We start from the raw sequence: 23,016 nt of genomic DNA, 5'->3' as shown, positions 1-23,016 counted from the left end.
TATATGTCTGAGTTATCGAGCCGCCTGTGCATCATCTGTCGCAGTTGCTGTTGCTTCTGTTCCATCACCTAGCGTTGCAGTAGCTTCTGTAGGTTCACCGACTGGAGTCGTATTGTTTGGTGTCGCAGGTTGCACATTAGGGTTCGGATGTCCAGCAGGTGCATCATTTGCGTCTGGATTCATGTCAGCAAACATATAGAACAGTAATGCCAGTAAAAAGATACCTACCAAAATCAAGATATAAACAGGAATACGCTTTTTTTGCGTCACTGCTGTCTGATGATCTAAAGGTGGTTTTTTATTGAAATCATCGACCATAACCATCCTCACTCTTTGTTATTCATAAGTAGATTTTTAGCATAACAAGCAGTTAAAACAGCTTCTGTGACAAAACATGGTGAGATGGTGACGGGATGTAAGTTATATGTATGAATAATATTTAGAATAATCTTTAAGCAATCGTGCTCATTTTTAATTCACTGATCGCTACTGGTTGATGGTGAATGGGTTTAACTCAGTATTATCCTGCTATTCATTTTTCCCTCATGTGAATGACATAGAAAATTACTGGCAGATCAACACATCTAATCGCTTGAATAATTGCAACACTATTCGCTTAAACCTTCTTATAGAGCGATATAAAGCGTATCAGAAAAGAAAAAGGCTTTATAATCAATCTGATAATGAGGTTTAGCTTCTCCATTCTTTTCCAATCCCAGTTTGCTTGAGTTGCCTGAGTGGTATGCAGTCCTTTGAAATTCAAGAGCTTCAGTACGCGACCTCAGGGCAGAACCAACACTAAAATTTGCGCTAAACAATAGCACTGCTCAGTTTCTATAAAATGGGCTATAATGTGTCCCTCATTTTTTTATTTCATCGAGCTCTATGGCGTATCGTCAACAAAGTGTATCGTTGGATCTTGACACTGATGTCACCCACCAATGCACTTTGCATCATACTCGCGATCAGCATCTGATCGGGATTATCGAATTCAGTAAACCGAGTTTTGCACTGCGCTGGCAAGACTTGGAGTATTTCCGTCGTCGTACTGAAGAGTTTTCCGTGATGCCTTTCCCGGACTGTGTCAACGCAATGATTATCGATATCCGAGATGTAACAGCATGGCTTGACAATGAAGTGCCAATTATTCCATGGCGTTTATTGGAAGAGGATTGTCCGGTACGCTTAGTCGTCCCTGCGGATCGTCTTGAGCACTACGCTGGATTCTTTGAACCGACCTGGCTCAGTTCCGATGTCGAAACGGCCATTCAAGAAATTCGTGAATCGATGGATATGTTTGTGCATTAAGCTTGAACCGATAAAAAAACCTCCAGTTTGGAGGTTTTTTTATGACTTTTTCTTTCTTATGCTTGTAGTTCAATCTCTTTATTTATTTGCATTCCTTTGAGCATCCCACAGATTTCCTTTTCTGATTCAGTAACATTTCAGCAATAAATTCAGCTTGAGTCATGCTTGAATCATCAACTAAGATGAATATAAACGAATACTTAGACTTTATAGCAATAATCAGAATATTGTCTTAGCAGCGCCTGAAAACGGGCGTACTCATAATAATTGAAAATGAAAAATGGAGTTTCACGATGAAAACAAAGACTCAATTCGCTACGCTGCTGTGTGCCAGTGCCCTGACCTTGGGACTGAGTGCCTGTAGTGATAATCAGGCACCAAGCAATCAGCAAGGCAGCGAGAATACTTCTGGCACGCTCAATAAGATCAAACAGTCCGGCACGATTGTATTAGGTTATCGTGACTCCTCGATTCCATTTTCTTATATCGCTGACAATCCGAATCAGCCAGTCGGCTATGCCCATGACCTGCAATTAAAAGTGGTCGAAGCCGTCAAACAAAAGCTGAATCTTCCTGATTTAAAAATCCGCTACAACCTGGTGACCAGCCAGAACCGGATTCCACTGGTCTCCAACGGTACGGTTGATCTGGAATGTGGCTCGACGACGAATAATAAGGAACGCCAGCAACAGGTCGATTTCTCTGTCGGCTTTTTTCAAGTAGGTTCCCGTCTATTAACCGCAACCAATTCTGGTATTCAAGATTTTAGCGATCTGAAAGGCAAAAAACTGGTGACCACTGCCGGCACCACATCGGAACGCTATATTCGTCAGCATGAAAAAGAATTGGGCATTGGTGAAATTATTTCGACCAAAGACCATGCAGAATCCTTTTTAATGCTGCAAAGTGGCCGTGCTGCTGCCTTTATGATGGATGACATTTTACTGGCGGGAGAAAAATCCAAGGCTAAAAATCCGCAACAATGGCACATTGTAGGTACAGCGCCCATCAATGAAATCTATGGCTGTATGTTACGTAAGGGAGACCCCGAATTTAAGCAGGTGGTAGATGACGCGATTAAAGCCACATATAGCTCCGGTGAAATCAATAGCATGTACCAGAAATGGTTCCAGTCGCCAATTCCACCGAAAAATATCAACCTGAACTTTGCCATGTCTGATGACTTGAAGGCCCTGATCAGCACCCCGCATGATCGCGATCAATAGATTCTGAATCTTATTCATCTGCTTAAGCATCACCTGTTTAAGCCCATTTTGGAGTGATCATGAATTACAGCTGGAATTGGGGTGTCTTATTACAACCGACCGGGATTGGTGATAGCACCTATCTCAACTGGATCATGACTGGCCTCGGCTGGTTAGCGGTCATTGCGATTGTAGCCTGGTCGATTGCCATGCTCTTGGGTAGCCTGCTGGGCATCATGCGCACCTTGCCCAGCCCAACGGCCCGGGCGATTGGTAGCGCTTATGTCACCATTTTTCGGAATGTGCCTTTACTGATCCAGTTATTTATCTGGTTCTATGTGGTTCCGAATTTTCTGCCGAACAGCATTCAAAGCTGGTGGATCAATGATCTGGGAGCCAATACCACGGCGCTGATTTCAGCCAGTATTGGTTTGGGACTGTTTACCGCAGCGCGGGTTTGTGAGCAGGTGCGTACCGGGATTGAAGCCATTCCACCCGGGCAGATCAATGCCGGCTATGCTATGGGGTTTAGCACCACACAATTATATCGCTATGTGATTTTACCGCAGTCTTTTCGCATGATCTTACCTCCCTTAAGTTCTGAGCTGACCAACTGTGTCAAGAACACCTCGGTGGCCTCACTGGTCGGGGTTGCGGAACTCATTTCCCAGATGAAAACCATCAGCGAATATACGCAAAATACCATTGAGATTTACACCTATGTCACCCTGATTTTTATCCTGATCAATGTCTGCCTGATTGGCTTGATGAACTTTCTGGAAAAGCGCCTTCAGGTGCCCGGTCTGATTGCGGGGACTAAATAATGGAATGGTTCACTGCATTTTTTCAGGATTTACAATTATCCGCACCTGCCCTATGGCATGGTCTGAGTATTACTTTAAAAGTCTTATTTTTTGCCACCATTGGCGGGGTCTTTATTGGCACCTTACTGGCATTGATGCGGCTGTCTTCAATCAAGGTGTTGAACTGGATTGCCAAGGGTTATGTCAACCTGTTCCGTTCAATTCCCCTGCTGTTGGTACTGATGTGGTTCTACTTCGCTGTGCCTTTTATCTATACTGGGGTGACTGGAAAATATCTGACCGTGGATACGGCACTGGTGTCCAGTATTGTGGCTTTTATGCTGTTTGAAGCCGCCTATTTTTCCGAAATTGTCCGTGCCGGAATCCAGTCTATTCCTAAGGGACAAACAGATGCGGCCTCTGCTCTCGGCATGAGCTATGGCCAGTCCATGCGCCTGATTGTACTGCCTCAGGCCTTTCGCAAAATGACACCGCTATTATTACAACAGACCATTATTTTGTTTCAGGATTCCACCATGGTGTATGCAATTGGCCTGTTGGACTTTTTTCGCACCAATTATGTGCGTGGTGACCTGATGGGCTTACTCACCCAATATATTATTTTTGCCGGTTTGGTCTATTTCACCATCAGTATGATCGCCACCTATATTGTTAAAAAATTACAGCAGAGGTTAACTGTATGAACGAAGCCAAAGTCATGATTGACCTCCAGCATGTCAGTAAATGGTATAAAGATTTTCAGGTACTGACCGACTGCACCACCCAGATTCGGCAAGGTGAAGTGGTGGTGGTTTGTGGTCCTTCTGGTTCAGGAAAATCCACCCTGATTAAAACTGTCAATGGTCTGGAACCTGTTCAGCAAGGCAGTATTCTGGTCGATGGAATTAAAATTAATGATCCGAAAACCAATTTAAATAAACTAAGAAGTCGCGTGGGCATGGTGTTTCAGCATTTTGAATTGTTCCCGCATCTCAGTATTACCGAGAACCTGAGCATTGCCCAGATCAAGGTATTGGGTCGTTCTGAAGCCGAAGCCAAACAGAAAGGACTTGCCTATCTGGATCGTGTCGGCTTAAGTGCACAGGCCAATAAATTCCCGGCACAACTTTCTGGCGGACAACAGCAACGTGTCGCGATTGCCCGTGCGCTGAGCATGGATCCGATTGCCATGTTGTTTGATGAACCAACTTCTGCGCTTGACCCTGAAATGATTAATGAGGTGCTCGATGTCATGGTCGGTCTGGCCAAAGAAGGCATGACCATGATGTGTGTCACCCACGAAATGGGCTTTGCCCGACAGGTTGCCAACCGGGTCATCTTTATGGATCAGGGAAAAATTGTGGAAGATTGCAGTAAAGATGATTTCTTTAATACAGCGCGTGGTGAGCGTGCCCAGCAATTCCTGAACAAGATTCTGCACTAAGCTGTCATTATTCACCTTGCAGATAAAAAAGCTCATCCAAGGATGAGCTTTTTTATCTGCAATTCAGACTTACCAATAATTCTCGACTGCAATATTGCCTTCGCCACGCCGGTTCATGATCAGGCCACGGGCTTTTAAGGCTTCTTTGGTATCATCGACCATTTCCGGGTTACCGCAAAGCATGACATGGGTGGTCTGCGGATTGAGCTGCATACCTGCGGCTTTTTCCAGTTCACCATTGGCAATCAGCACCGGTAAACGATCGTGCAAAGGTGCATCAGGCTCACGGGTAATAATCGGAATAAATTTAAATCCGCTATGTCCTTCGCCAAAGGTTTCGGCAATTTCCTGAATCCGTTCCACATAAGCGAGTTCAGCCCGGCTACGCACGCTATATACCAGATTGATTTTTTCGTATTTGCTCCAGGTTTCAAAGTCTTGCAACATACACAGAAAAGGTGCCAGACCAGTTCCAGTGCCCAGTAACCACAAGTCTTTGGGCAAGGGCAACTGATAACGGGCCAGCGTCAGATAACCATACGGAATTTTTTCCAGAAACAGCTCATCCCCTACTTTAAGGTGCTGTAAATTGGAGGTAAATTTACCTTCTGGAACCACAATCGAAAAAAACTCCAGAGTTTCATCAAAAGGAGATGACACCACCGAATAGGCACGAACCACCAGTTCATCTCCCACCTGCAGGCCAATACGCGCAAATTGCCCCGCAGTGAATTTGAAGTGTGCCGGGCGTGTCATGGTGAAACTAAATAATGTATTGGTCCAACGGTGTACAGATAAAACTTTTTCTAGGCTAAATTTTTCAATTGACATGATTTCAACGTGGCATGAAAGACTGTGCTCATGGTAGCATGGCAATATAATTTATTAATATTTTTTAAATGTTAAGGCTCTACTCATGCGCATGACTTTACGCCAATTGGCTGTTTTTGTAGCAGTGGCACAAGAGGGTACCGTAACGAAGGCTAGCGATGCCGTCAAACTTACTCAAAGTGCGGCTAGTATGGCTTTAGCAGATCTGGAAGATGGTCTGGGTGCTCCATTATTTGACCGTCTAGGCAAACGTTTACAGCTCAATGACCTGGGGCGCTTTCTTCTCCCTCAAGCGCTGGAAATTTTAGGTCGATGCGAATCTTTTGAACAGGTTGCGAAAGGTGAGCTTCAAAGTATCGATTTACGTTTAGGTGCAACCCTGACCATTTCAGATTACCTGATTCCTGACCTGATGGCCGATTTTCTAAAAATTCAGCCTCAAGCGCATTTACAGCTGCAAGTTGGTAATACCCGTCAAATGATTGAAGCGGTGAATCAGTTCCAGCTGGATCTGGCCTTGATCGAAGGCTCCTGTCATCTGCCACAACTGCAATGTATCCATTGGCGCGATGATGAGCTGGCGGTGTGCTGTGCACCGGATCATCCCCTAGCGCAATTGAACCGTGAGCTGACCGCGGAAGATTTCAAATCTGTAGAGTGGATTCTGCGCGAAGAAGGTTCAGGTACTCGCGAAGTCTTTGATAATGCCATTTTGAAAGATGTGCCAGATGCCAATATCCGTCTGACACTTGGCCATAATGAAGCAATTTTGAAAATCGTAGCCGGCGGAATCGGCATGTCCTGTATTTCCAAACTTGCGATTGAGCCTTTACGCGAGAAAGGTCAACTGGTGATTCTCAATACTCCGTTCTGGTCTTTAACGCGTCCATTGTTTATGCTGGTACATCGCCAGAAATATCAGGGGCCAGGCCTGAGAGCCTTTATGAATTTCTGTGAAGCCTAAATTTGTTTTCAATCAAAAAGCACCTTAAGGTGCTTTTTATTGTATCTTAAAATTGGCTTTCACACGGGATGCCATCGCTGTCACCATCCATTTTAGTATTTGGACAGTTCCGGATAAAAAATAAAGCCTCTTCGTAAGAACCCATCTGGCTACAATGTTCTCTTCCATCACATTTGAATTGAGATATAGATTGCGAAGCCGTCTCTGAAGTTTTCGGATTAATAGAGTAACTTTGGCTTGGTAACTCAGCACCACGATTTTCTAGATTCTGCCTACCCTGCTCAGATAATCCCTCCATAGCTAAATCACCTTGTGCCGCTCGCTGCTCAACTACAATTCGTTGCTGCTCTACCATCAGTTGTTCAAGCTTCTGCTGTTTTTGAACTTGGTAGCTTTGGTATTTGTTATAAACAAGCCCAACAAGAATCGCAATAATAATTAGTCCCGATATTGTGATTAGTTTGGATCGAGTTGATAATTTTGTCTTTTCATAACGTGGAGAAACATGTGCTTCAGGATCTTCATATAAATCATTATTCTGCTTAATAGCCAATTTTGATTTAATATCCAGCCGGATAATATGGTCTGCCTTAAACTTTCCATTATCTTCAACCATTAAAAACTTTAATTTTTCCCCAATTTTTAGTGGAATATTTTGATTGGGAAAGTCTTTAATGTGAAAAAATAAGTCTTTAGATTCCCCTTCGATTTGAATAAAACCAAAACCACGCGCTTCGTGATAGGTTTTGATTTTCCCCTCTTGAAACATAATTCACTCTTGTCTTTGATATTTTTAATAATTGTAATAAAAAATACATCAAAAAGCTTTTATGAAATTCTTTAATAGAAAAACCAAAAAACCACTTATAGGCGCTTTTTTTAAATTGAAGAATAGAGAAATACCGAGTTAAAAATAGAAAGTTAAAAATTTCTGGTTTAAATTTATACTTCACCCAAAATTATAAAACCAACTGCGGATACCAGTGCCAACCATAGCGTTGGGCTAAAAAGAATTGAACGCTTTAACGGAACAGATATTGTGGGTGCCAAAGATGGTAATGCCACAACTTCCGCTACAAACTCGTCCTGTACTTTGACATCTAGACGTACCATATTGTCCAATATTATGGTTTCCTGATGAGGAATCATTCTAAATTTAAGCAGTTCTCCAATTTGAGGATCAATTTCAGGTGAAGGTAAATCCTGTAGCCTAAAACTTAGTTCTTGAGCGTCATCTGCTAACTCAATGCTGCCTGTACCACGTTCGGAATCATAAGTTTTAATTTTTCCATTCCTAAACATGACATTTATCCCTATAAATCAACAGATAGTATTTTAAGTGAGAAGGAATAGAGATGATTGTAGCGCTTTGGTAGACGTTTTATTGTTTGCGTAACGAAGTATAAGCTTTAAGTTACAAAACCTGAGGTAAGACTATAGTTCATGAATTTTTAGATAAAAAAGAGGCGAAAACGCCTCTTCATTTAGTCAAATTCACGGTTAATTAACGCTTGAGATTTGATAGTAATGCGGAAGTAATTGACTGGTTATGTGCAGCGACCTTAGATTTTTTAGCTTTCTTTGAAGTATCCTCAACACGTTCAATCTTAATGGCTTTATACTTATCGCCATTTTCTACCACATTAAATTTCACACGTTCATTGCGCTTTGGCTCGCCTTCTGCCGCAGGAAAGTCTGAAATATGGAAGAACACATCTCCCTCAGCTGAACCAATAAAACCAAAACCTTTTGCAGGGTCGTACTGTTTGATTTTGCCCTGATATAATTCATCTTTCATGCTGTTGTCCTATGCTGAAAATGCCCGATCTACATTATATAAAAAAGAGGCTGTAGTAGCCCCTTTTTTCGTCCTGTTCAAAAATTAGTCTTTCTGAACTGAACCAAAGATTTTATCGCCAGCATCACCAAGACCCGGAACGATATAACTATTTTCATTTAAACCGCTGTCGATTGATGCAGTGAACATGATCACATCAGGATGTGCAGCCTCTACACGCTTAATACCTTCCGGTGCGGCAACCAGAACCATAACACGAATGTCTTTACAGCCACTGGCTTTGAGTACATCAATTGCAGCTACAAGAGAAGAACCTGTCGCCAACATCGGATCAATGATCATCGCGATACGGTTTTGTACGTCTGGAACCAGTTTTTTATAATAAGTACGGGCTTCCAGGGTTTCTTCATCACGCTCTAAACCGAGTACAGATACTTTTGCACTTGGAATCAGGTTTAAGAAACCATCCAGCATGCCAATACCGGCACGTAGAATCGGCACAACCGTGATTTTTTTACCGGCAATACGGTCAACTGTAACAGCACCATTCCAGCCATCAATATCATGTTCAACCATTGGCAGGTCTTTAGTCGCTTCATACGTCAGAAGCATGGTCACTTCTTGAGCTAACTCGCGGAAGTTTTTGGTACTGATATCTGCACGACGGAGTAAACCGAGCTTATGTCGGATGAGCGGATGACGGATTTCATGGATTGCCACAGGAGAACACCTAAAAGGTTAAAGATAAATTTCCGCTATTATAAAGGCTTTTATTGATTTGTATAAATAAAAAAGCCCCCAATCATGGAGGCTTTTTTGTAATAACGTCAATCTTCACAGATATTAGTTAAAACCACTTTGAACCAAAGTGAAAATGAATTGCTGTAATTCAGGTGATATTGCGAAGAACGCATATTTAGAAATCGCAATCACTGGATCTGGATAAACACCAATTACAAGTACCGCAAGTGCAGCAAGTAATACCATGATACCACCGACTTTTTGCCCCCAATGATTCACCGCATCTAGACGTGGTGTTTCAGGTGGTGTCATGTACAGCACGACCATCACGCGCAGGTAGTAGTACAAACCAATACCTGAACCCAGGATCACCATTGCAGTCAGGAACCAAGCCTCGCCTGCAACTGCAGTTTTAATCACCAGGAACTTACCGATAAAGCCGGCAGTTAAAGGAATACCAGCAAGAGACAGCATCATTACGGTTAATACAGCAGTCAGGACTGGACGACGCCAGAACAGACCACGGTATTCAGCCAGACTACCCGCTTCATCCGTATTGTTATACGGACTCGACATCAGCGTCACAACACCGAAAGCACCAATCGTGGTTAATACATAAGTAATCACATACACGTTTACACTTTCAAAAGTCGCAAAACCTTGAACCTGTAAGAAATCGGTATTACGTGAACTGACGATGGCAACCAGCAAATAACCAAAGTGCGCAATTGAAGAGTATGCCAGAATACGTTTCAGGTTCACTTGGCGAACAGCCAGCAAGTTACCTGCAAGAATCGACAATACTGCAATAATCGAAATGATCGTTACGAAGCTGTCTGCCAGGATTAAACCTGAAGACAAAACATAACGAACAAACAGACCAATCATCGCCACTTTTGCCACAGTCGCAAGGAAAGTCGCGATTGGTGCTGGTGCACCTGCGTAAACATCTGGTGTCCATTTGTGGAATGGTGCCAGCGATAATTTAAATGCCACAGCAAATACGATTAACGCCAGACCAATCACCACAGCCGGTTGACTGAATACAGTAAACAGTTTGCCCGGTTCTGTAACGAAACTTAAAGTACCGGTATAGGCATAAATATAGGCCATACCCATCAGTAGCATGGCAGATGCCGTTGCTGAAAGAACCAGGTACTTTACACCCGCTTCAAGCGATTGAGAGCGCTGATGTGTGTATGCCAACAGGCCGTATACAGGAATCGACATCAACTCAAGGCTGATAAAGAATGATGCGTAGTGTGAGCTTGCCACCATCAGCATGGCACCCGCAACGGATGTCAGCATCAGGATATACAGCTCTTCACGGTTATCTTTATAGGTTTCGATATACGCGTGAGATAGGGTTGCACATGCAAGTGCAGCAATCAAAATCACAAACTGGTACAGCATCGTAAATGGATCTACGATGAACAGATTCATCACGTTGGCAGGTGCAAATACGCCCGCCAACAAAACGAAAATGATATAGAACGCAGCAAGGTTTAAACCAATCACCGTGGTGGTAGCCACCAGGTTATGGTTACGCTTGATTGCGGTCAGCAACATCACGACGATCGCAGTTAACGACACGATCATCACAGGTGCTAGAGGCATAAGCTCAGAAAAAGACATTGTGAAGTTCATGGCTTATTGGATCTCCACATTTTCAAGTTGAGTCGTTACTTGATCAGCAACTTCAACCACTTCTTGAACTGGAATGTAGCTATTCGCTAACCACGCCATGCTTGAGTTAGAAACGTCAAGGAAGCTTTGTGGATATAGACCAAGCCAAAGTAGACCAAACGCACAGATCAACAATAATGCGATTTCACGTGCATTTAGATCTTTTAACGGATTTGTATAGTGCTGCTGTTGCGCTTCATTTGGTACACCAAACAAGGCTTTGTGAATCAGGATCAGACCGTACAGACCCGCAAATACCAAACTGATTGCTGCAAGAATGGTAAACGCCGGGAATTTCGCATAAGCACCCATCAGGATCAGGAACTCACCAATGAAGTTACCTAGACCTGGAATACCCACCAACGCCGCAACGAAGAACATCAGGAAGAATGCAAGATACGGGAACTGACCACGCATACCGCCCATCAAACGCATATCACGCGTATGCACACGCTCATATACCTGACCACACATAATGAACAGTGCAGCAGATGAAATACCATGTGCCAACATCATGATCATCAGACCTTGGAAAGTCAGGATGTTACCTGCGTAGATCGCAAGTAAAACGAAGCCCATGTGTGAAATAGAGGTATAAGCCAACAAGCGTTTCATGTCGGTTTGCTGGAAAGCACACCAAGCACCGTAGAAGATACCGATTAAACCCAGAATGATTGCGAAGTCTGCAAACTGTGCAGACGCTGCCGGGAAGAACGGAATCACGAAACGTAATAAACCGTACGCAGCAGTCTTAATCAAGATACCTGCAAGATCGACAGAACCCGCTGTTGGTGCTTGCGCATGCGCATCTGGTAACCAGCCGTGTAATGGGAAAACTGGAAGTTTTACCGCAAAACCGATGAATAAACAGATCATGAATGCATAAGCCACCGCTGGAGCCTGAGCATCAAGCGTATTCGCCACACCTAATAAATAGTTGTAGTCGAAACGAATTTCGCCAGTCATGGTATAGCCCACAGTCACCAGACCCAGGATACCAATCAGCATCACCAAACCGGCAACCTGCGTGTAAATGAAGAACTTGTTAGCTGCATAAACACGTGACTTGCCTTCTGCTCCTTTATGACCCCAAAGGGCAATCAGGAAGTAGATCGGTACCAGCATCATCTCCCAGAAGAAGAAGAACAGGAACAGGTCAATCGCCAGGAATACACCGATCACACCACCCAAAGACCATAAAAGGTTCAAGTGGAAGAAACCAACGTTCTTTTGAATCTCACCCCATGAACAGCCGACTGCCAGCACACCCAGGAGTGCAGTCAAACCAACCATAAGAAGTGATAAACCATCCACGGCTAAGTGAATGTTAATGCCAAGGGTCTGAATCCAAGGCAGTTTGAATTCGGCAGCCCACGAAGGTGTCGCAGCGCCTAATTCATAGTTATAGGTACCAGTCTGCCAAAGGACGATGGTCAAAACCAAAGTCACCAGCATACCGATTAGCGCGATATAACGCGGCAAGTGTTGGTCGAGTTTATCGACCAACCAGCATATGAAACCTGCAATGAACGGAATGAGGATCAGAGCCGGCAAAATAATATTGTTTGGAGCTTCCATTTTATTTCCCCACGACCTGAATCACGATCAAGATCATCAGTAGGACAACGACACCGAGCCCCATACTAGATGCATATTCACGCAGTGAACCGGTTTGACGTGAACTTGTAAAGCTGTGACCACTTTTGACCAGTGCAGGAAGTACCAGCCATAAGCCATCAATTGGATCACGACCGAACAGTTTAGCGAACAGCAAATATGGCTTGACGAAAATCAGGTCATAAAGCTTGTCGAAACCTAATGCATTACGGCAGATATTGACCAGACCCGCACCCACAGAAGTGGCAGCAAAACGTTTGACTGCATTGTAAGCAAAAGCGAACAGCACCACACCGACCACAAGACCCGTCAATGCAACAGCAATGGCGATGTATTCAGCACCATGTGCACCTGCTTCAAGCGCTTCAGGAATAATGAAGGCTGGAATTTGGGCTGCATCTAGAATGCTCATCACGGGTGCTTTCAGTACGATTGCCAGACCTGTCGAAAGGACAGCAAGAATCGCCAGTGGCGCCCAGTAAGTTGCACCTTTGATTTCATGATAAGGCGTGTTTTCTTTGCCGAAGAATACCACCCAGATTAGACGGAATGTATAAATCGAGGTTAAGAAAGCACCTGCAACACCGACCCAGTACAGCGTGTTATACACTGGTAAACCAGCAATATGACTTTGCGTCCAGACTGCAGCAAGAATTGCGTCTTTTGAGAAGAAACCAATGGTCAGGAATGGAATCGCTGCCAAGGCACCGCCACCAATCGCGAAACATGCAAACAGGAATTTGTTCTTGTAGAACAAACCGCCCATCTTGAAGATGTTTTGTTCGTGATGGTAAGCCAAAATCACCGCACCAGACGACAAGAACAAGAGTGCCTTGAAGAATGCGTGAGTCAGCATGTGGAATAAACCCGCCTGGTATGCTTCAGCACCTACTGCCATAAACATATAACCGAGCTGACTCATGGTTGAGTAAGCCAGAATACGTTTGATGTCGGTCTGAACCAATGCAGCAAAACCAGCCACAAGCAAGGTCACCGCACCTGTGATCGAAATAAACACCATCACTTCTGGCGCAAGTTCAAAGACTGCAAACAGACGGCAGCACAGGTAAACACCCGCCGTTACCATGGTTGCAGCATGGATCAATGCAGAAACAGGTGTTGGACCTGCCATTGCATCGGCCAACCATGTTTGTAATGGGATCTGTGCAGATTTACCTGCCGCACCCAAGAACAATAACAATGCTGTCCAGATGGTCAGCGAAGAACTTTGCGTCATTACAGTCGCTGCATTTTCAACGATGTACTGAATGTTCAAAGTACCGAATTGCTGGAAGATCAGGAACATGGCAATCAGCAGGAATACGTCACCGATACGGGTAACAGTAAACGCCTTGATTGCCGCCAGACCATTTGCAGGGTTCTGGTAGTAATAACCAATCAGCAGGTATGAACACAGACCTACACCTTCCCAACCTAAGAACAATAACGCCAAGTTATCGCCAAGCACGAGAAGCAACATGCTTGCAACGAACAGGTTGAAGTAAGAGAAGAAACGTGCAAAGTCTTCTTCACCGCGCATGTACCATGAAGCAAAGATGTGAATTAAGAAACCCACACCTGTCACCATGCCCAGCATTAGTAAAGACAAACCGTCGAGCTGCAAGCTGATGCCCGGTGCAAAACCACCGACATTGAACCAGGTCCACAGGTGCTGAACATAGAGTTCTTTACCATTGTTAACAAAGTCCAGACCTGCAATCAGTGCAAACAGTGCCGATAAACCAACAGCACCGACACCAATTATCGCTGCAACATTTTCAGGAAGCTTGTTGCGCCCCGCCGCTAACAGGACAAAACCAATGAGCGGAAATAAAATTGTTAGATATAAATAACTCATCCGCGCATCTCACTAGCAGCATCCACATCCAGGTGATGGAAGCGATGATAGAACTGAAGGACGATCGCAAGACCAATACAAGCCTCTGCCGCAGCAAGCGTCAGGATCAGGATGAACATGATCTGACCATCTGGCTGTGCCCATGCACTGCCCGCCAGGACGAACGCCAAAGCAGCAGCGTTCATCATGATTTCAAGGCTCATTAAAATAAATAGTAGGTTGCGTCGCACCATTACACCGTAAAAACCCAGTGCAAAGAGAATAGATGCAACGATCAAACCATGCTCTAAAGGGATGTTGCCCATTATTCTTTTTCCTCTTCTGCATCTGGCTCACGTTTACCCAAATGGAATGCAGCTACTAATGCAGCAAGCAATAACATCGCGGCAACTTCAACCAACAACAAGTATTGCGTAAAGAGTGCTTGACCCACGGCTTTCGGGCCCACCATTTCCACACCCATTACCAGTGAAGGCTGTGCGTAATCAGAGTTTAATACCCATACCAGTACCAGACCGATCAGGAAGCTCATCAGCGCCGGATAAGCCCACGCCGATGAAGTTAACCATTTACGTTCTTGTTCAACGGTTTGTTCACCCAGATTCAGCATCATCACCACGAACACGAACAACACCATGATCGCGCCAGCATAGACAATAATTTCGAGGGCAGCCGCGAACGGCGCACCAACGATCATGAACATGCCTGCAACAGCAAGCAAGGATACAATCAGGCTTAATAAAGCATGTACCGGATTCGCGTTAGTCACCACGCGAACCGTAGAGACAATGGCCACAAGGGCCATTAAATAAAATGGCCACATCATGGTAATAGACTCCGTACATCAACAGGTGCACTTTCACGCTGTGCTTGACCTTTGTCCTTGCCTGCAACTGCCATACCGGTGACACGGTAGAAGTTATAGTCAGGATATTTACCAGGACCTGAAATCAGCAAGTGTTCTTTTTCATAGACCAGGTCTTGACGAACATATTCACCGAGTTCGAAATCCGGGGTCATTTGAATGGCTGTGGTTGGACAGGCTTCTTCACACATACCGCAGAAAATACAACGTGAGAAGTTGATACGGAAAAACTCCGGATACCAGCGACCATCTTCACGTTCTGCTTTTTGTAATGAGATACAGCCTACCGGACAGGCAACCGCACACAGGTTACATGCGACACAACGCTCTTCGCCATCAGGGTCACGCGTTAATACAATACGACCACGGAAACGTGGTGGCACGATTTCTTCGGCCGGCACTTCTGGATATAAAATCGTGTCACGTTTACGCGTTACATGGCTAAACACCATCCAAAGCGAACGAACAATCGATCCAAATCCAGCTAGAAATTTAAACATTTTGTTCTCCCTGCCCTTACCACAAGATCACGGCACCAGTCACCAACAGGTTGACTAGAGCTAATGGCAAGCAAATTTTCCAACCAAAGTTCATTACCTGATCATAACGTGGACGCATTAATGAACCACGTGCCAACACGAACATCATTACAAAGAATGCTGTTTTGATAATGAACCAGAATGCTGCTGGAAGGAACGGAATTTCAAGGTTGAATGGCGCGAGCCAGCCACCGAAGAATAACGTCACGATTAAAGCAGAGATCAGTACTACGTTGACGTATTCCGCAACGAAGAACATCCCCCACTTCATGCCGCCGTATTCGACATGGTAACCTTCAGCCAGTTCTTGTTCTGCTTCTGGTTGGTCAAATGGATGACGATGCGTCACCGCAACACCCGCAACCACGAAGATCAGGAAGCCAAGGAACTGAGGCACCACGAACCAGACATCACGTTGTGCTTCAACGATTTCACGCATGTTGAATGAGCCGGCAATTGCCACCACACCCATCAGCGAGATCCCCAGGAACACTTCATAAGAAATGGTCTGAGCCGCAGAACGTAAACCACCGAGTAAGGCGTATTTGTTGTTGGATGACCAGCCACCGAACAGTACTGCATAGACTGCAATACCTGCCATTGCCATAAAGAACAACAGGCCGATGCTCATGTCTGCCACACCTAGATAAGGTGAAACAGGAATAACCATGAACGACAGCACAGCAGTTGCCATCGCAACTGCTGGCGCCATACGAAAAGTCAGTTTGTCAGCAAATTTTGGTGTCCAGTCTTCCTTGAACATGATTTTCAGCATGTCGGCAACAATCTGGAACATACCGCCCGGACCGACACGGTTCGGACCGTAACGGTCTTGCCACAAGCCGAGTAAACGGCGTTCAATAAAAGACATCAACGCAGCGATCAATACCACAACCAGTAAGATCACGATCGCTTGAATGACTGAATAGGCGATTGGCCAGTTTTCAGCCCACAACGGCGTTTGACGGATTAATTCTTGTTCCATGAATTACACTCCAACCGCGACTGAAACAGGCTCTGCCAGAGATACCGTCGGTGCAAGACCGATTGGGTAGCCAATATAACCTGTCGGTAAGTATTCAATGACTTGTACAGGCAGAACAATAGAGGTCTCGCCTGCTTTTACTGTCATTGTTTGACCATCTTGAACATTCAAGCGGGCTGCATCCTGTTCACCGACCGCAAATACCGCTTCAGGAATACGTGTTTCCATTGCCGGTGTTTTTACGGTGAATTCACCTGAACCAAAGATATGGTGCATTGGAACTAGGCGGAAGCTTTCAGCATTAACCAAAACAGGTGCCGGTGCAACAAAGGTACGTGCCGGAAGTTTTGCCAAACGGTCGAATAAACGAACGCCTGAATCACCACCTTTCAAATGACCGCCGACATTGTCCTGGAATTTGTTCCAGGCTTGCGGCGAGTTCCAGCCGGCAGACCATGCAAATGGTACCAGTGCTGAAGGTGTTTGAGTTCCGACATAACCTTCCATCGAGAAGGTTAATGCAGAGTCTTTGTCCACTGGCTGTTTTGGCTCATGGACAGACAATGGCGCGCGCATCGAAGTACGACCTGAGTAACGACGTGGTTCACGTGCTACTTTAAGACCATGGACACGGAAGCCCGCATCAGGCGCAACATCCAGAATGCCTTCAAGTGCAGGTACGTTTTTCGCAACTGACTCGATCACATCATCCAGCAACGTCCAAGAAATCGCTTTGCCTTTCACGCCTGTTTCCAAAGCGTGTAACCAGCGCCAAGATTCTTTGATTGCCAATTCAGGATTGTAGTAGCTCGGGTCATACACTTGGTAGAAACGTTGTGCACGGCCTTCTTGCGATACCACCGTACCATCACCTTCAGCAAAGCTTGCAGCAGAAAGCACGATGTCGGCTTTTTTCACTGTTTCAGTTTCAGAGTGATCCAGTACGATCAGGTCTTTGCCTGCCAGTGCAGCATCCACTTGTGCAGCAGGTAGACGACGATACAGATCGTTTTCAACCACGATCACTGCATCATAATCTTGTGCAAAGGCTTGCTCTAAGCTTTGACCACCGAAGATTGCCATACCCATCGAGTTCACTTCAGGAACTGTCAAGGTCAAGCCTGCATTACCCAGATTTTGTGCAACTTGTGCAGCAGCTTCCATGATTGATGCATCTTGTAAGCTGGTACCCGAGATGATCAATGGTTTTTTCGCAGCTTTTAAGGTGTCGGCAATCGTTTGTGCAAATGCTTTCGCATCGTCATCTAAACCGAGAATTGCTTCGCCCTTCACGCCCGCAGCAACAGCAAAACCTAAACGTGCAATGTCGTTTGGAGAAGCAACCACTTCGCCTTCGGCAACATCAGACAGACGGGTTTGTGTCGCAGCCAGGATGTAAATCGGAGATTTCGCATCTTGAGCAATACGTTGCACCGGCTCAGCCAACCATTCCTGGGTACGACGTTCCGCTGCCATCTCTTTGCCTTTATTTTTCGCAGCTTGGCGAACAGATAAAGCCATACGAGGCGCAGTTTGGGTTAAGTCTTCACCTAAGATCAAAACTGCATCATAGCTTTCAATTTCACGCATATTCGGGTTGTAAACACCCTCGGTTTGCATGATTGAAGCTGCAAGTTCAACCAGATTTTGCTCTTTTTGAGATAAACCTGTTGAGAAGTTCTCTTGACCCACCAACTCACGCAGCGCGAAGTTTGATTCAAGTGATGCACGCGGTGAACCAATCCCCAAAACTTTTTTGTCCTGGATATTTGCAATGACCGTATCAAGTGCTGCATCTACTGAAACAGTTTCTACAGTCGCACCTTTACGGAATTGTGGCTGACGCGGACGGTCTTCGCGGTTCACATAACCTGTACCGAAACGGCCTTTATCGCATAGGAAGTATTGGTTAACTTCACCATTGAAACGGTTTTCGACACGGCGAAGTTCACCATAACGCTCACCCGGAGAGATGTTACAACCTGAAGAACAGCCTTGGCATACGCTTGGCGCATACTGCATGTCCCATTTACGGTTATAACGTGCCGAATGAGTTTTATCGGTAAATACACCTGTTGGACAAACTTCAGTCAGGTTACCCGAGAATTCAGATTCTAAAGTGCCTGATTCCGGACGACCGAAATACACACGTGATGCGTTGGCATACACGCCGAAGTCCGTACCACCTGCATAGTCTTTGTAATAACGCACACAACGGTAACAGGCGATACAACGGTTCATTTCGTGAGAAATGAATGAGCCAAGCTCTTGGTTGTAATGGGTACGTTTGGTGAAACGGTAGCGACGACGGTCATGCTGCGTCATTACGGTCATATCTTGTAAATGACAGTGACCACCCTCTTCACAAACCGGACAGTCGTGCGGGTGGTTGGTCATCAAGAATTCAACAATCGAAGCACGGAAATCTTTTGCTTCTTTGTCTTCAATCGAGATGTAGGTATTGTCAGATGCAGGCGTCATACATGACATGACCAAACGACCACGGGTATCTTCCGGATTCGCGTATTGAGTCACGGCACATTGACGGCAAGAACCGACAGAACCTAAGGACGGATGCCAACAAAAGTATGGGATATCAATGCCAAGACTCAAACATGCTTGTAGCAAGTTTTCCGAGCCGTTGACTTCATACGATTTGCCATCGACATGAATTGTAGCCATAGTCGAATTCCTTAAGCTTGTTCTACGGAGCTAACTTGAGCAGCGGCATTCACCACCTTCGCTTCAAATTCGCCACGGAAATGTTTGAGTGCGCCCATGAGCGGTTCCATTGCACCCGGTGCGTGGGCACAGAAAGTTTTACCGATCCAAAGCTTACGCGTTAACTCTTGTAAGTGATCGATATCTTCCTGTTTACCTGTGCCATTTTCCAGCGCTTTTAACGCTTTCACTGCCCAAGGCAAGCCATCACGGCAAGGGGTACAGAAACCACATGATTCGCGTGCAAAGAATTCTTCTAGGTTACGTGTTGCTGAAACCATACATTGGGTTTCATCAACCACCATGAGCAGACATGTTCCCAAACGAGAACCGGCTTTCATGATGCTTTCCGCATCCATCGGAAGATCGATATGCTCGGCCGCCAGGAAGTCCGTTGATGCACCACCCGGTAACCATGCTTTCAGCGTTAAGCCATCGCGCATACCACCCGCGTGATCTTCAATCACTTCACGCGCAGTCGTACCAAAAGGCAATTCCCATAGACCCGGGAATTTCACTTTACCTGATGCACCATAGATTTTGGTACCTGGATCTTTCGATTTGCCCGCAGACAAGCCGATATACCATTCAGGGCCACGCAGCATGATGGCGGGTAAGTTGTTGTAGGTCTCTACGTTGTTGACAATCGTAGGACGACCCCAAGCACCTGCAACTTGCGGGAATGGCGGTTTGGTACGCGGGTTGGCACGACGGCCTTCAAGCGAGTTAATCAATGCAGTTTCTTCACCACAGATATAACGACCTGCACCGGTATGCACGTGTAACTCGAAGTTCCAGCCGGTACCCAGGATGTTATCCCCTAAGTAACCTTTGGCACGAACTTGCTCAAGCGCTTCATTTAAGTACTGAGCCGCTTCGATGTACTCGCCACGGATAAAGATATAACCGTGGGTTGCTTCAAGTGTATAACCCGCAATCAGCATCCCTTCGATCAGTTGATGTGGAAGATCCTCCATCAACAAACGGTCTTTGAAGGTACCTGGTTCCATCTCATCGGCATTACAAATCAGGTAACGTGGACCTGAATTGTCATTTGGCGCCATTAGTGACCATTTGATGCCTGCCGGGAAGCCTGCACCACCACGACCTTTAACAGTCGCTGCCTTCACCACGTCCAATACATCTTTAGGCGACATCGACAGGGCTTTTTTAAAGCCTGCATAACCTTCGAGCGCTTCGTAATCATCTGCATTACGTACGTTCGCTTGTTTGCTTAAACGCCATGTGAGTGGATGCGTTTCCGGGTTACCGTCGCCATAAATTGGTTTTGGTTCAGTATTCATACATACTTCTCCAACAGCTGTTTCACCGAAGTCACTTCAACCAGACCGTGCGTGTCTTCATCAATCATTAAGGTTGGACCTTTGTCACAGTTGCCCAGGCAGCAAATTGGCAGCAAGGTAAAACGACCATCTGCAGTCGTTTGACCAAACTGAATGCCTAATTCGCGCTGGAATGCTTCTGCCAAAGTTTCCGCACCCATCAAGAAGCACGCGATCGAATCACATAACAAAATTACGTGACGACCGACCGGCTGACGGTAAATACGGTTATAGAAGGTTGCCACACCTTCCAGATCTGCAACGCTCATGCTCAGCATTTGCGCGATGGCATTCATTTGCGCATCATCTACCCAGCCATTACGGCGTTGTACACACTTTAGCGCGTCCAGACACGCCGCACGTGGGTATGGATAGTGCCCCATGTGATGTTCGATATCGTGAATTTCGTCCGCAGTCAAAATTCCTTCAACGTTCACACGTGGCTTTTTATCAGTCAAAATCATCATAATGCGTTTACCCCTTAGCGATCCACGTCAGCCATTACGACGTCAATGGTCGCTAAATAAATGATTAAGTCAGACATGAGGCTGCCGTTAATCACAGAAGGCATTTGCTGTAAATGCGTGAAGGTTGGTGTACGAATACGGGTACGGTAACTCATGGTTGACTTGTCTGAAGTCAAGTAGTAGTTCGACGCACCTTTCACCACTTCCGCCATCACAGATGCTTCACCTGCCGGCATTACAGGACCCCAAGATACGCTTAAGAAGTGCGTAATCAAGGTTTCAATATCTTGTAATGTCTTGTCTTTTGGTGGTGGAACAGCCAGTGGATGGTCTGCTTTGTAGGCACCAGACGGCATGTTGTCTAGACATTGCTTGACGATTTTCAGTGATTCTTCGATTTCACGGAAGTGAACCATGACACGTGCATAAGCATCGCCTTCGTACTCTAAAGGAACCTCGAAGTCGTAATTTTCGTAGCCACTGTATGGACGATATTTACGAACATCAAAGTCAATACCTGTTGCACGAAGACCAGTACCGGTTACACCCCAAGCCAATGCAGATTTAGCGTCATATTGCGCTACACCTTGGGTACGACCCATGAATACAGAGTTGCGTAATGCAGCTGTGTAGTATTCATTCATACGCTTCGGCATCCAGTCGAGGATTTCGCGAATGAGGTGCTGCCAGTTGTTTGGAAGGTCGTGCGCAGTACCGCCAATACGGAACCAAGCTGGGTGCATACGGTAACCCGTGATCGCTTCAATCGCGTCATAAATCTTTTGACGGTCAGCGAACATATAGAATACTGGGGTCATACCGCCGGCATCCTGAATTGCAGTACCAATAAACAACAAGTGGTTATTGATACGGAACAATTCCGACATCATCACACGGATACATTGCGCACGGTCCGGTACAGTAATGCCCGCCATTTGCTCCACGCCCATCACATAAGGCATGTTTTGTGCACAACCACCCAAGTAATCGACACGGTCTGTATACGGAATGAATGAATGCCAGGTTTGACGTTCAGCCATCTTTTCCACACCACGGTGGTGATAACCGATATCAGGCACACAGTCTTTCACTTCTTCGCCGTCCAGCTGCAAAATCACACGGAATGCACCGTGCGCAGATGGATGGTTAGGCCCCAAGTTCAGGAACATGAAGTCTTCATCGGCATTACCGCGCTTCATACCCCAATCTTCAGGCACGAAACGCAGATGTTCCTGTTCGTAGTCCTGCTTGGCCTTGTCTTGCAAATACGGGGTATATTCAGTCGCACGTGCAGAATATTCTTTACGTAGCGGATGACCTTCCCAATAGGTTGGCAACAAGATACGACGGAGCATTGGATGCCCTTCGAAATTGATCCCAAACATATCGTAAGCTTCACGTTCGTACCAGTTGGCATTTGGCCAGATGTTGGTTGCCGTCGGAAGATTCAGATCACTTTCAGCTAAGGCAACCTTAATACGAATGTCAGTATTACGCTCGAGCGACAACAAGTGGTAGAACACTGTGAAGTCAGACGCAGGTAAACCGTCGCGGTGCGTACGCAGACGCTCATCTACCGCAGACAAGTCGAACAACATCACGTAAGGACGTGATACTGTACGCAAGAACATTAAAACTTCTTGTACACGTGCGCGCTCAACCCAGACTGTCGGGAAATCCTCGAAAGTCGTTTGCACATAGAAGTTCTCACCAAATTTGGTTTTGAGTTCTTCAATGATGGCAAATGCTGGGCGTGAATCAACTGGTGTTGATTCTGGCATAGCAATGTCAGTTTCAGCCATTGGCTTGGCTTCCTATTTAATACAAATTCAGTCAACCTA

Annotated in this window: 23 protein-coding genes; 6 read left to right on the top strand and 17 right to left on the bottom strand. The window is 45.5% G+C overall.

Annotated elements, in window-relative coordinates:
* Nucleotides 1-12 precede the first annotated feature (12 nt).
* Nucleotides 13-318: a hypothetical protein gene (locus tag KT990_RS12415; protein WP_005097890.1), complete on the bottom strand. Its 306-nt coding sequence runs from the start codon at nt 316-318 to the stop codon at nt 13-15.
* A 567-nt stretch (nt 319-885) separates the two neighbouring features.
* On the opposite strand from KT990_RS12415, the gene KT990_RS12410 reads away from it, so the two are divergent.
* The 5 genes from KT990_RS12410 to KT990_RS12390 all read left to right on the top strand — a co-directional run bounded on the left by KT990_RS12410 (nt 886) and on the right by KT990_RS12390 (nt 4,760).
* Nucleotides 886-1,308: a hypothetical protein gene (locus KT990_RS12410; RefSeq protein WP_005097893.1), complete on the top strand. Its 423-nt coding sequence runs from the start codon at nt 886-888 to the stop codon at nt 1,306-1,308.
* A 293-nt stretch (nt 1,309-1,601) separates the two neighbouring features.
* Entirely contained in the window at nt 1,602-2,534 is a 933-nt protein-coding gene (locus KT990_RS12405; protein ID WP_005169644.1) for a transporter substrate-binding domain-containing protein, read from the top strand.
* Between the two features lie 59 nt (nt 2,535-2,593).
* A complete protein-coding gene (locus KT990_RS12400; RefSeq protein WP_074383457.1) occupies nt 2,594-3,337 on the top strand; it encodes an amino acid ABC transporter permease in 744 nt (247 codons plus the stop codon).
* Nucleotides 3,337-4,020, top strand: coding sequence for an ABC transporter permease subunit (locus KT990_RS12395; protein ID WP_005169642.1), 684 nt, complete (start codon nt 3,337-3,339; stop codon nt 4,018-4,020). The genes KT990_RS12400 and KT990_RS12395 overlap by 1 nt, the downstream gene beginning before the upstream one ends.
* A 14-nt stretch (nt 4,021-4,034) precedes the next feature.
* The gene (locus KT990_RS12390) at nt 4,035-4,760 is read left to right on the top strand and encodes an amino acid ABC transporter ATP-binding protein (RefSeq protein WP_171063342.1); all 726 of its coding nucleotides are present in this window, start codon (nt 4,035-4,037) and stop codon (nt 4,758-4,760) included.
* A 69-nt stretch (nt 4,761-4,829) separates the two neighbouring features.
* On the opposite strand, the gene KT990_RS12385 is transcribed toward KT990_RS12390, so the two are convergent.
* Nucleotides 4,830-5,591, bottom strand: a complete 762-nt coding sequence (locus KT990_RS12385) for a ferredoxin--NADP reductase (protein WP_005169641.1) — start codon at nt 5,589-5,591, stop codon at nt 4,830-4,832.
* Nucleotides 5,592-5,676: 85 nt separating this feature from the next.
* Between KT990_RS12385 and gigC the strand changes: the two genes are divergently transcribed.
* On the top strand, nt 5,677-6,555 hold the full coding sequence (gigC, locus tag KT990_RS12380; protein ID WP_005169640.1) for a LysR family transcriptional regulator GigC: 879 nt from the start codon (nt 5,677-5,679) through the stop codon (nt 6,553-6,555).
* 46 nt (nt 6,556-6,601) lie between these two features.
* Here gigC and KT990_RS12375 read toward each other — a convergent pair whose 3' ends face one another.
* From KT990_RS12375 to nuoC, 15 genes are all read right to left on the bottom strand, one after another.
* Nucleotides 6,602-7,324, bottom strand: a complete 723-nt coding sequence (locus tag KT990_RS12375) for a cold shock domain-containing protein (RefSeq protein ID WP_218208872.1) — start codon at nt 7,322-7,324, stop codon at nt 6,602-6,604.
* Nucleotides 7,325-7,497: 173 nt separating this feature from the next.
* On the bottom strand, nt 7,498-7,857 hold the full coding sequence (locus tag KT990_RS12370; protein WP_005097909.1) for a hypothetical protein: 360 nt from the start codon (nt 7,855-7,857) through the stop codon (nt 7,498-7,500).
* Nucleotides 7,858-8,059: 202 nt separating this feature from the next.
* Nucleotides 8,060-8,353: a cold shock domain-containing protein gene (locus tag KT990_RS12365; RefSeq protein WP_005097911.1), complete on the bottom strand. Its 294-nt coding sequence runs from the start codon at nt 8,351-8,353 to the stop codon at nt 8,060-8,062.
* Nucleotides 8,354-8,437: 84 nt separating this feature from the next.
* The gene (gene upp, locus KT990_RS12360) at nt 8,438-9,073 is read right to left on the bottom strand and encodes a uracil phosphoribosyltransferase (protein WP_218208871.1); all 636 of its coding nucleotides are present in this window, start codon (nt 9,071-9,073) and stop codon (nt 8,438-8,440) included.
* Nucleotides 9,074-9,196: 123 nt separating this feature from the next.
* Nucleotides 9,197-10,741 carry an NADH-quinone oxidoreductase subunit NuoN gene (gene nuoN, locus KT990_RS12355; RefSeq protein ID WP_218208870.1) on the bottom strand — a complete coding sequence of 515 codons (1,545 nt, stop codon included), beginning with the start codon at nt 10,739-10,741 and terminating at the stop codon, nt 9,197-9,199.
* A 3-nt stretch (nt 10,742-10,744) separates the two neighbouring features.
* The gene (gene nuoM, locus KT990_RS12350; protein WP_218208869.1) at nt 10,745-12,358 is read right to left on the bottom strand and encodes an NADH-quinone oxidoreductase subunit M; all 1,614 of its coding nucleotides are present in this window, start codon (nt 12,356-12,358) and stop codon (nt 10,745-10,747) included.
* Nucleotide 12,359: 1 nt separating this feature from the next.
* Nucleotides 12,360-14,255: an NADH-quinone oxidoreductase subunit L gene (gene nuoL, locus KT990_RS12345; protein WP_005097915.1), complete on the bottom strand. Its 1,896-nt coding sequence runs from the start codon at nt 14,253-14,255 to the stop codon at nt 12,360-12,362.
* Nucleotides 14,252-14,560 carry an NADH-quinone oxidoreductase subunit NuoK gene (gene nuoK, locus KT990_RS12340; RefSeq protein ID WP_004280769.1) on the bottom strand — a complete coding sequence of 103 codons (309 nt, stop codon included), beginning with the start codon at nt 14,558-14,560 and terminating at the stop codon, nt 14,252-14,254. The genes nuoL and nuoK overlap by 4 nt, the downstream gene beginning before the upstream one ends.
* Nucleotides 14,560-15,078, bottom strand: coding sequence for an NADH-quinone oxidoreductase subunit J (gene nuoJ, locus KT990_RS12335; protein WP_171063341.1), 519 nt, complete (start codon nt 15,076-15,078; stop codon nt 14,560-14,562). Before nuoJ ends, nuoK begins: the two co-directional genes overlap by 1 nt.
* A complete protein-coding gene (gene nuoI, locus KT990_RS12330) occupies nt 15,078-15,620 on the bottom strand; it encodes an NADH-quinone oxidoreductase subunit NuoI (RefSeq protein ID WP_005097919.1) in 543 nt (180 codons plus the stop codon). The genes nuoJ and nuoI overlap by 1 nt, the downstream gene beginning before the upstream one ends.
* Before the next feature lie 16 nt (nt 15,621-15,636).
* Nucleotides 15,637-16,644 (bottom strand): NADH-quinone oxidoreductase subunit NuoH, encoded by a 1,008-nt coding sequence (nuoH, locus tag KT990_RS12325; protein ID WP_005097920.1) that lies wholly within the window; start codon nt 16,642-16,644, stop codon nt 15,637-15,639.
* A gap of 3 nt (nt 16,645-16,647) precedes the next feature.
* Nucleotides 16,648-19,326: an NADH-quinone oxidoreductase subunit NuoG gene (nuoG, locus tag KT990_RS12320; protein WP_005169625.1), complete on the bottom strand. Its 2,679-nt coding sequence runs from the start codon at nt 19,324-19,326 to the stop codon at nt 16,648-16,650.
* Between the two features lie 11 nt (nt 19,327-19,337).
* Nucleotides 19,338-20,669: an NADH-quinone oxidoreductase subunit NuoF gene (gene nuoF / locus KT990_RS12315; RefSeq protein ID WP_005097923.1), complete on the bottom strand. Its 1,332-nt coding sequence runs from the start codon at nt 20,667-20,669 to the stop codon at nt 19,338-19,340.
* Entirely contained in the window at nt 20,666-21,175 is a 510-nt protein-coding gene (gene nuoE / locus KT990_RS12310) for an NADH-quinone oxidoreductase subunit NuoE (protein ID WP_004280775.1), read from the bottom strand. Before nuoE ends, nuoF begins: the two co-directional genes overlap by 4 nt.
* Before the next feature lie 14 nt (nt 21,176-21,189).
* The gene (nuoC, locus tag KT990_RS12305) at nt 21,190-22,977 is read right to left on the bottom strand and encodes an NADH-quinone oxidoreductase subunit C/D (protein ID WP_005097924.1); all 1,788 of its coding nucleotides are present in this window, start codon (nt 22,975-22,977) and stop codon (nt 21,190-21,192) included.
* Between the last annotated feature and the right edge of the window lie 39 nt (nt 22,978-23,016).

The sequence above is a fragment of the Acinetobacter sp. F9 genome, from assembly GCF_019195275.1.
GTDB lineage: Bacteria > Pseudomonadota > Gammaproteobacteria > Pseudomonadales > Moraxellaceae > Acinetobacter > Acinetobacter pseudolwoffii.
This window is presented reverse-complemented; position numbering and strand designations above follow the sequence as displayed.

Coding starts and splice junctions, on each gene's coding strand:
- KT990_RS12415 (WP_005097890.1), bottom strand. CDS start 318: ATGGTCGATGATTTCAATAAAAAACCACCTTTAGATCATCAGACAGCA.
- KT990_RS12410 (WP_005097893.1), top strand. CDS start 886: ATGGCGTATCGTCAACAAAGTGTATCGTTGGATCTTGACACTGATGTC.
- KT990_RS12405 (WP_005169644.1), top strand. CDS start 1,602: ATGAAAACAAAGACTCAATTCGCTACGCTGCTGTGTGCCAGTGCCCTG.
- KT990_RS12400 (WP_074383457.1), top strand. CDS start 2,594: ATGAATTACAGCTGGAATTGGGGTGTCTTATTACAACCGACCGGGATT.
- KT990_RS12395 (WP_005169642.1), top strand. CDS start 3,337: ATGGAATGGTTCACTGCATTTTTTCAGGATTTACAATTATCCGCACCT.
- KT990_RS12390 (WP_171063342.1), top strand. CDS start 4,035: ATGATTGACCTCCAGCATGTCAGTAAATGGTATAAAGATTTTCAGGTA.
- KT990_RS12385 (WP_005169641.1), bottom strand. CDS start 5,591: ATGTCAATTGAAAAATTTAGCCTAGAAAAAGTTTTATCTGTACACCGT.
- gigC (WP_005169640.1), top strand. CDS start 5,677: ATGCGCATGACTTTACGCCAATTGGCTGTTTTTGTAGCAGTGGCACAA.
- KT990_RS12375 (WP_218208872.1), bottom strand. CDS start 7,324: ATGTTTCAAGAGGGGAAAATCAAAACCTATCACGAAGCGCGTGGTTTT.
- KT990_RS12370 (WP_005097909.1), bottom strand. CDS start 7,857: ATGTTTAGGAATGGAAAAATTAAAACTTATGATTCCGAACGTGGTACA.
- KT990_RS12365 (WP_005097911.1), bottom strand. CDS start 8,353: ATGAAAGATGAATTATATCAGGGCAAAATCAAACAGTACGACCCTGCA.
- nuoN (WP_218208870.1), bottom strand. CDS start 10,741: ATGAACTTCACAATGTCTTTTTCTGAGCTTATGCCTCTAGCACCTGTG.
- nuoM (WP_218208869.1), bottom strand. CDS start 12,358: ATGGAAGCTCCAAACAATATTATTTTGCCGGCTCTGATCCTCATTCCG.
- nuoL (WP_005097915.1), bottom strand. CDS start 14,255: ATGAGTTATTTATATCTAACAATTTTATTTCCGCTCATTGGTTTTGTC.
- nuoK (WP_004280769.1), bottom strand. CDS start 14,560: ATGGGCAACATCCCTTTAGAGCATGGTTTGATCGTTGCATCTATTCTC.
- nuoJ (WP_171063341.1), bottom strand. CDS start 15,078: ATGTGGCCATTTTATTTAATGGCCCTTGTGGCCATTGTCTCTACGGTT.
- nuoI (WP_005097919.1), bottom strand. CDS start 15,620: ATGTTTAAATTTCTAGCTGGATTTGGATCGATTGTTCGTTCGCTTTGG.
- nuoH (WP_005097920.1), bottom strand. CDS start 16,644: ATGGAACAAGAATTAATCCGTCAAACGCCGTTGTGGGCTGAAAACTGG.
- nuoG (WP_005169625.1), bottom strand. CDS start 19,326: ATGGCTACAATTCATGTCGATGGCAAATCGTATGAAGTCAACGGCTCG.
- nuoF (WP_005097923.1), bottom strand. CDS start 20,669: ATGAATACTGAACCAAAACCAATTTATGGCGACGGTAACCCGGAAACG.
- nuoE (WP_004280775.1), bottom strand. CDS start 21,175: ATGATGATTTTGACTGATAAAAAGCCACGTGTGAACGTTGAAGGAATT.
- nuoC (WP_005097924.1), bottom strand. CDS start 22,977: ATGGCTGAAACTGACATTGCTATGCCAGAATCAACACCAGTTGATTCA.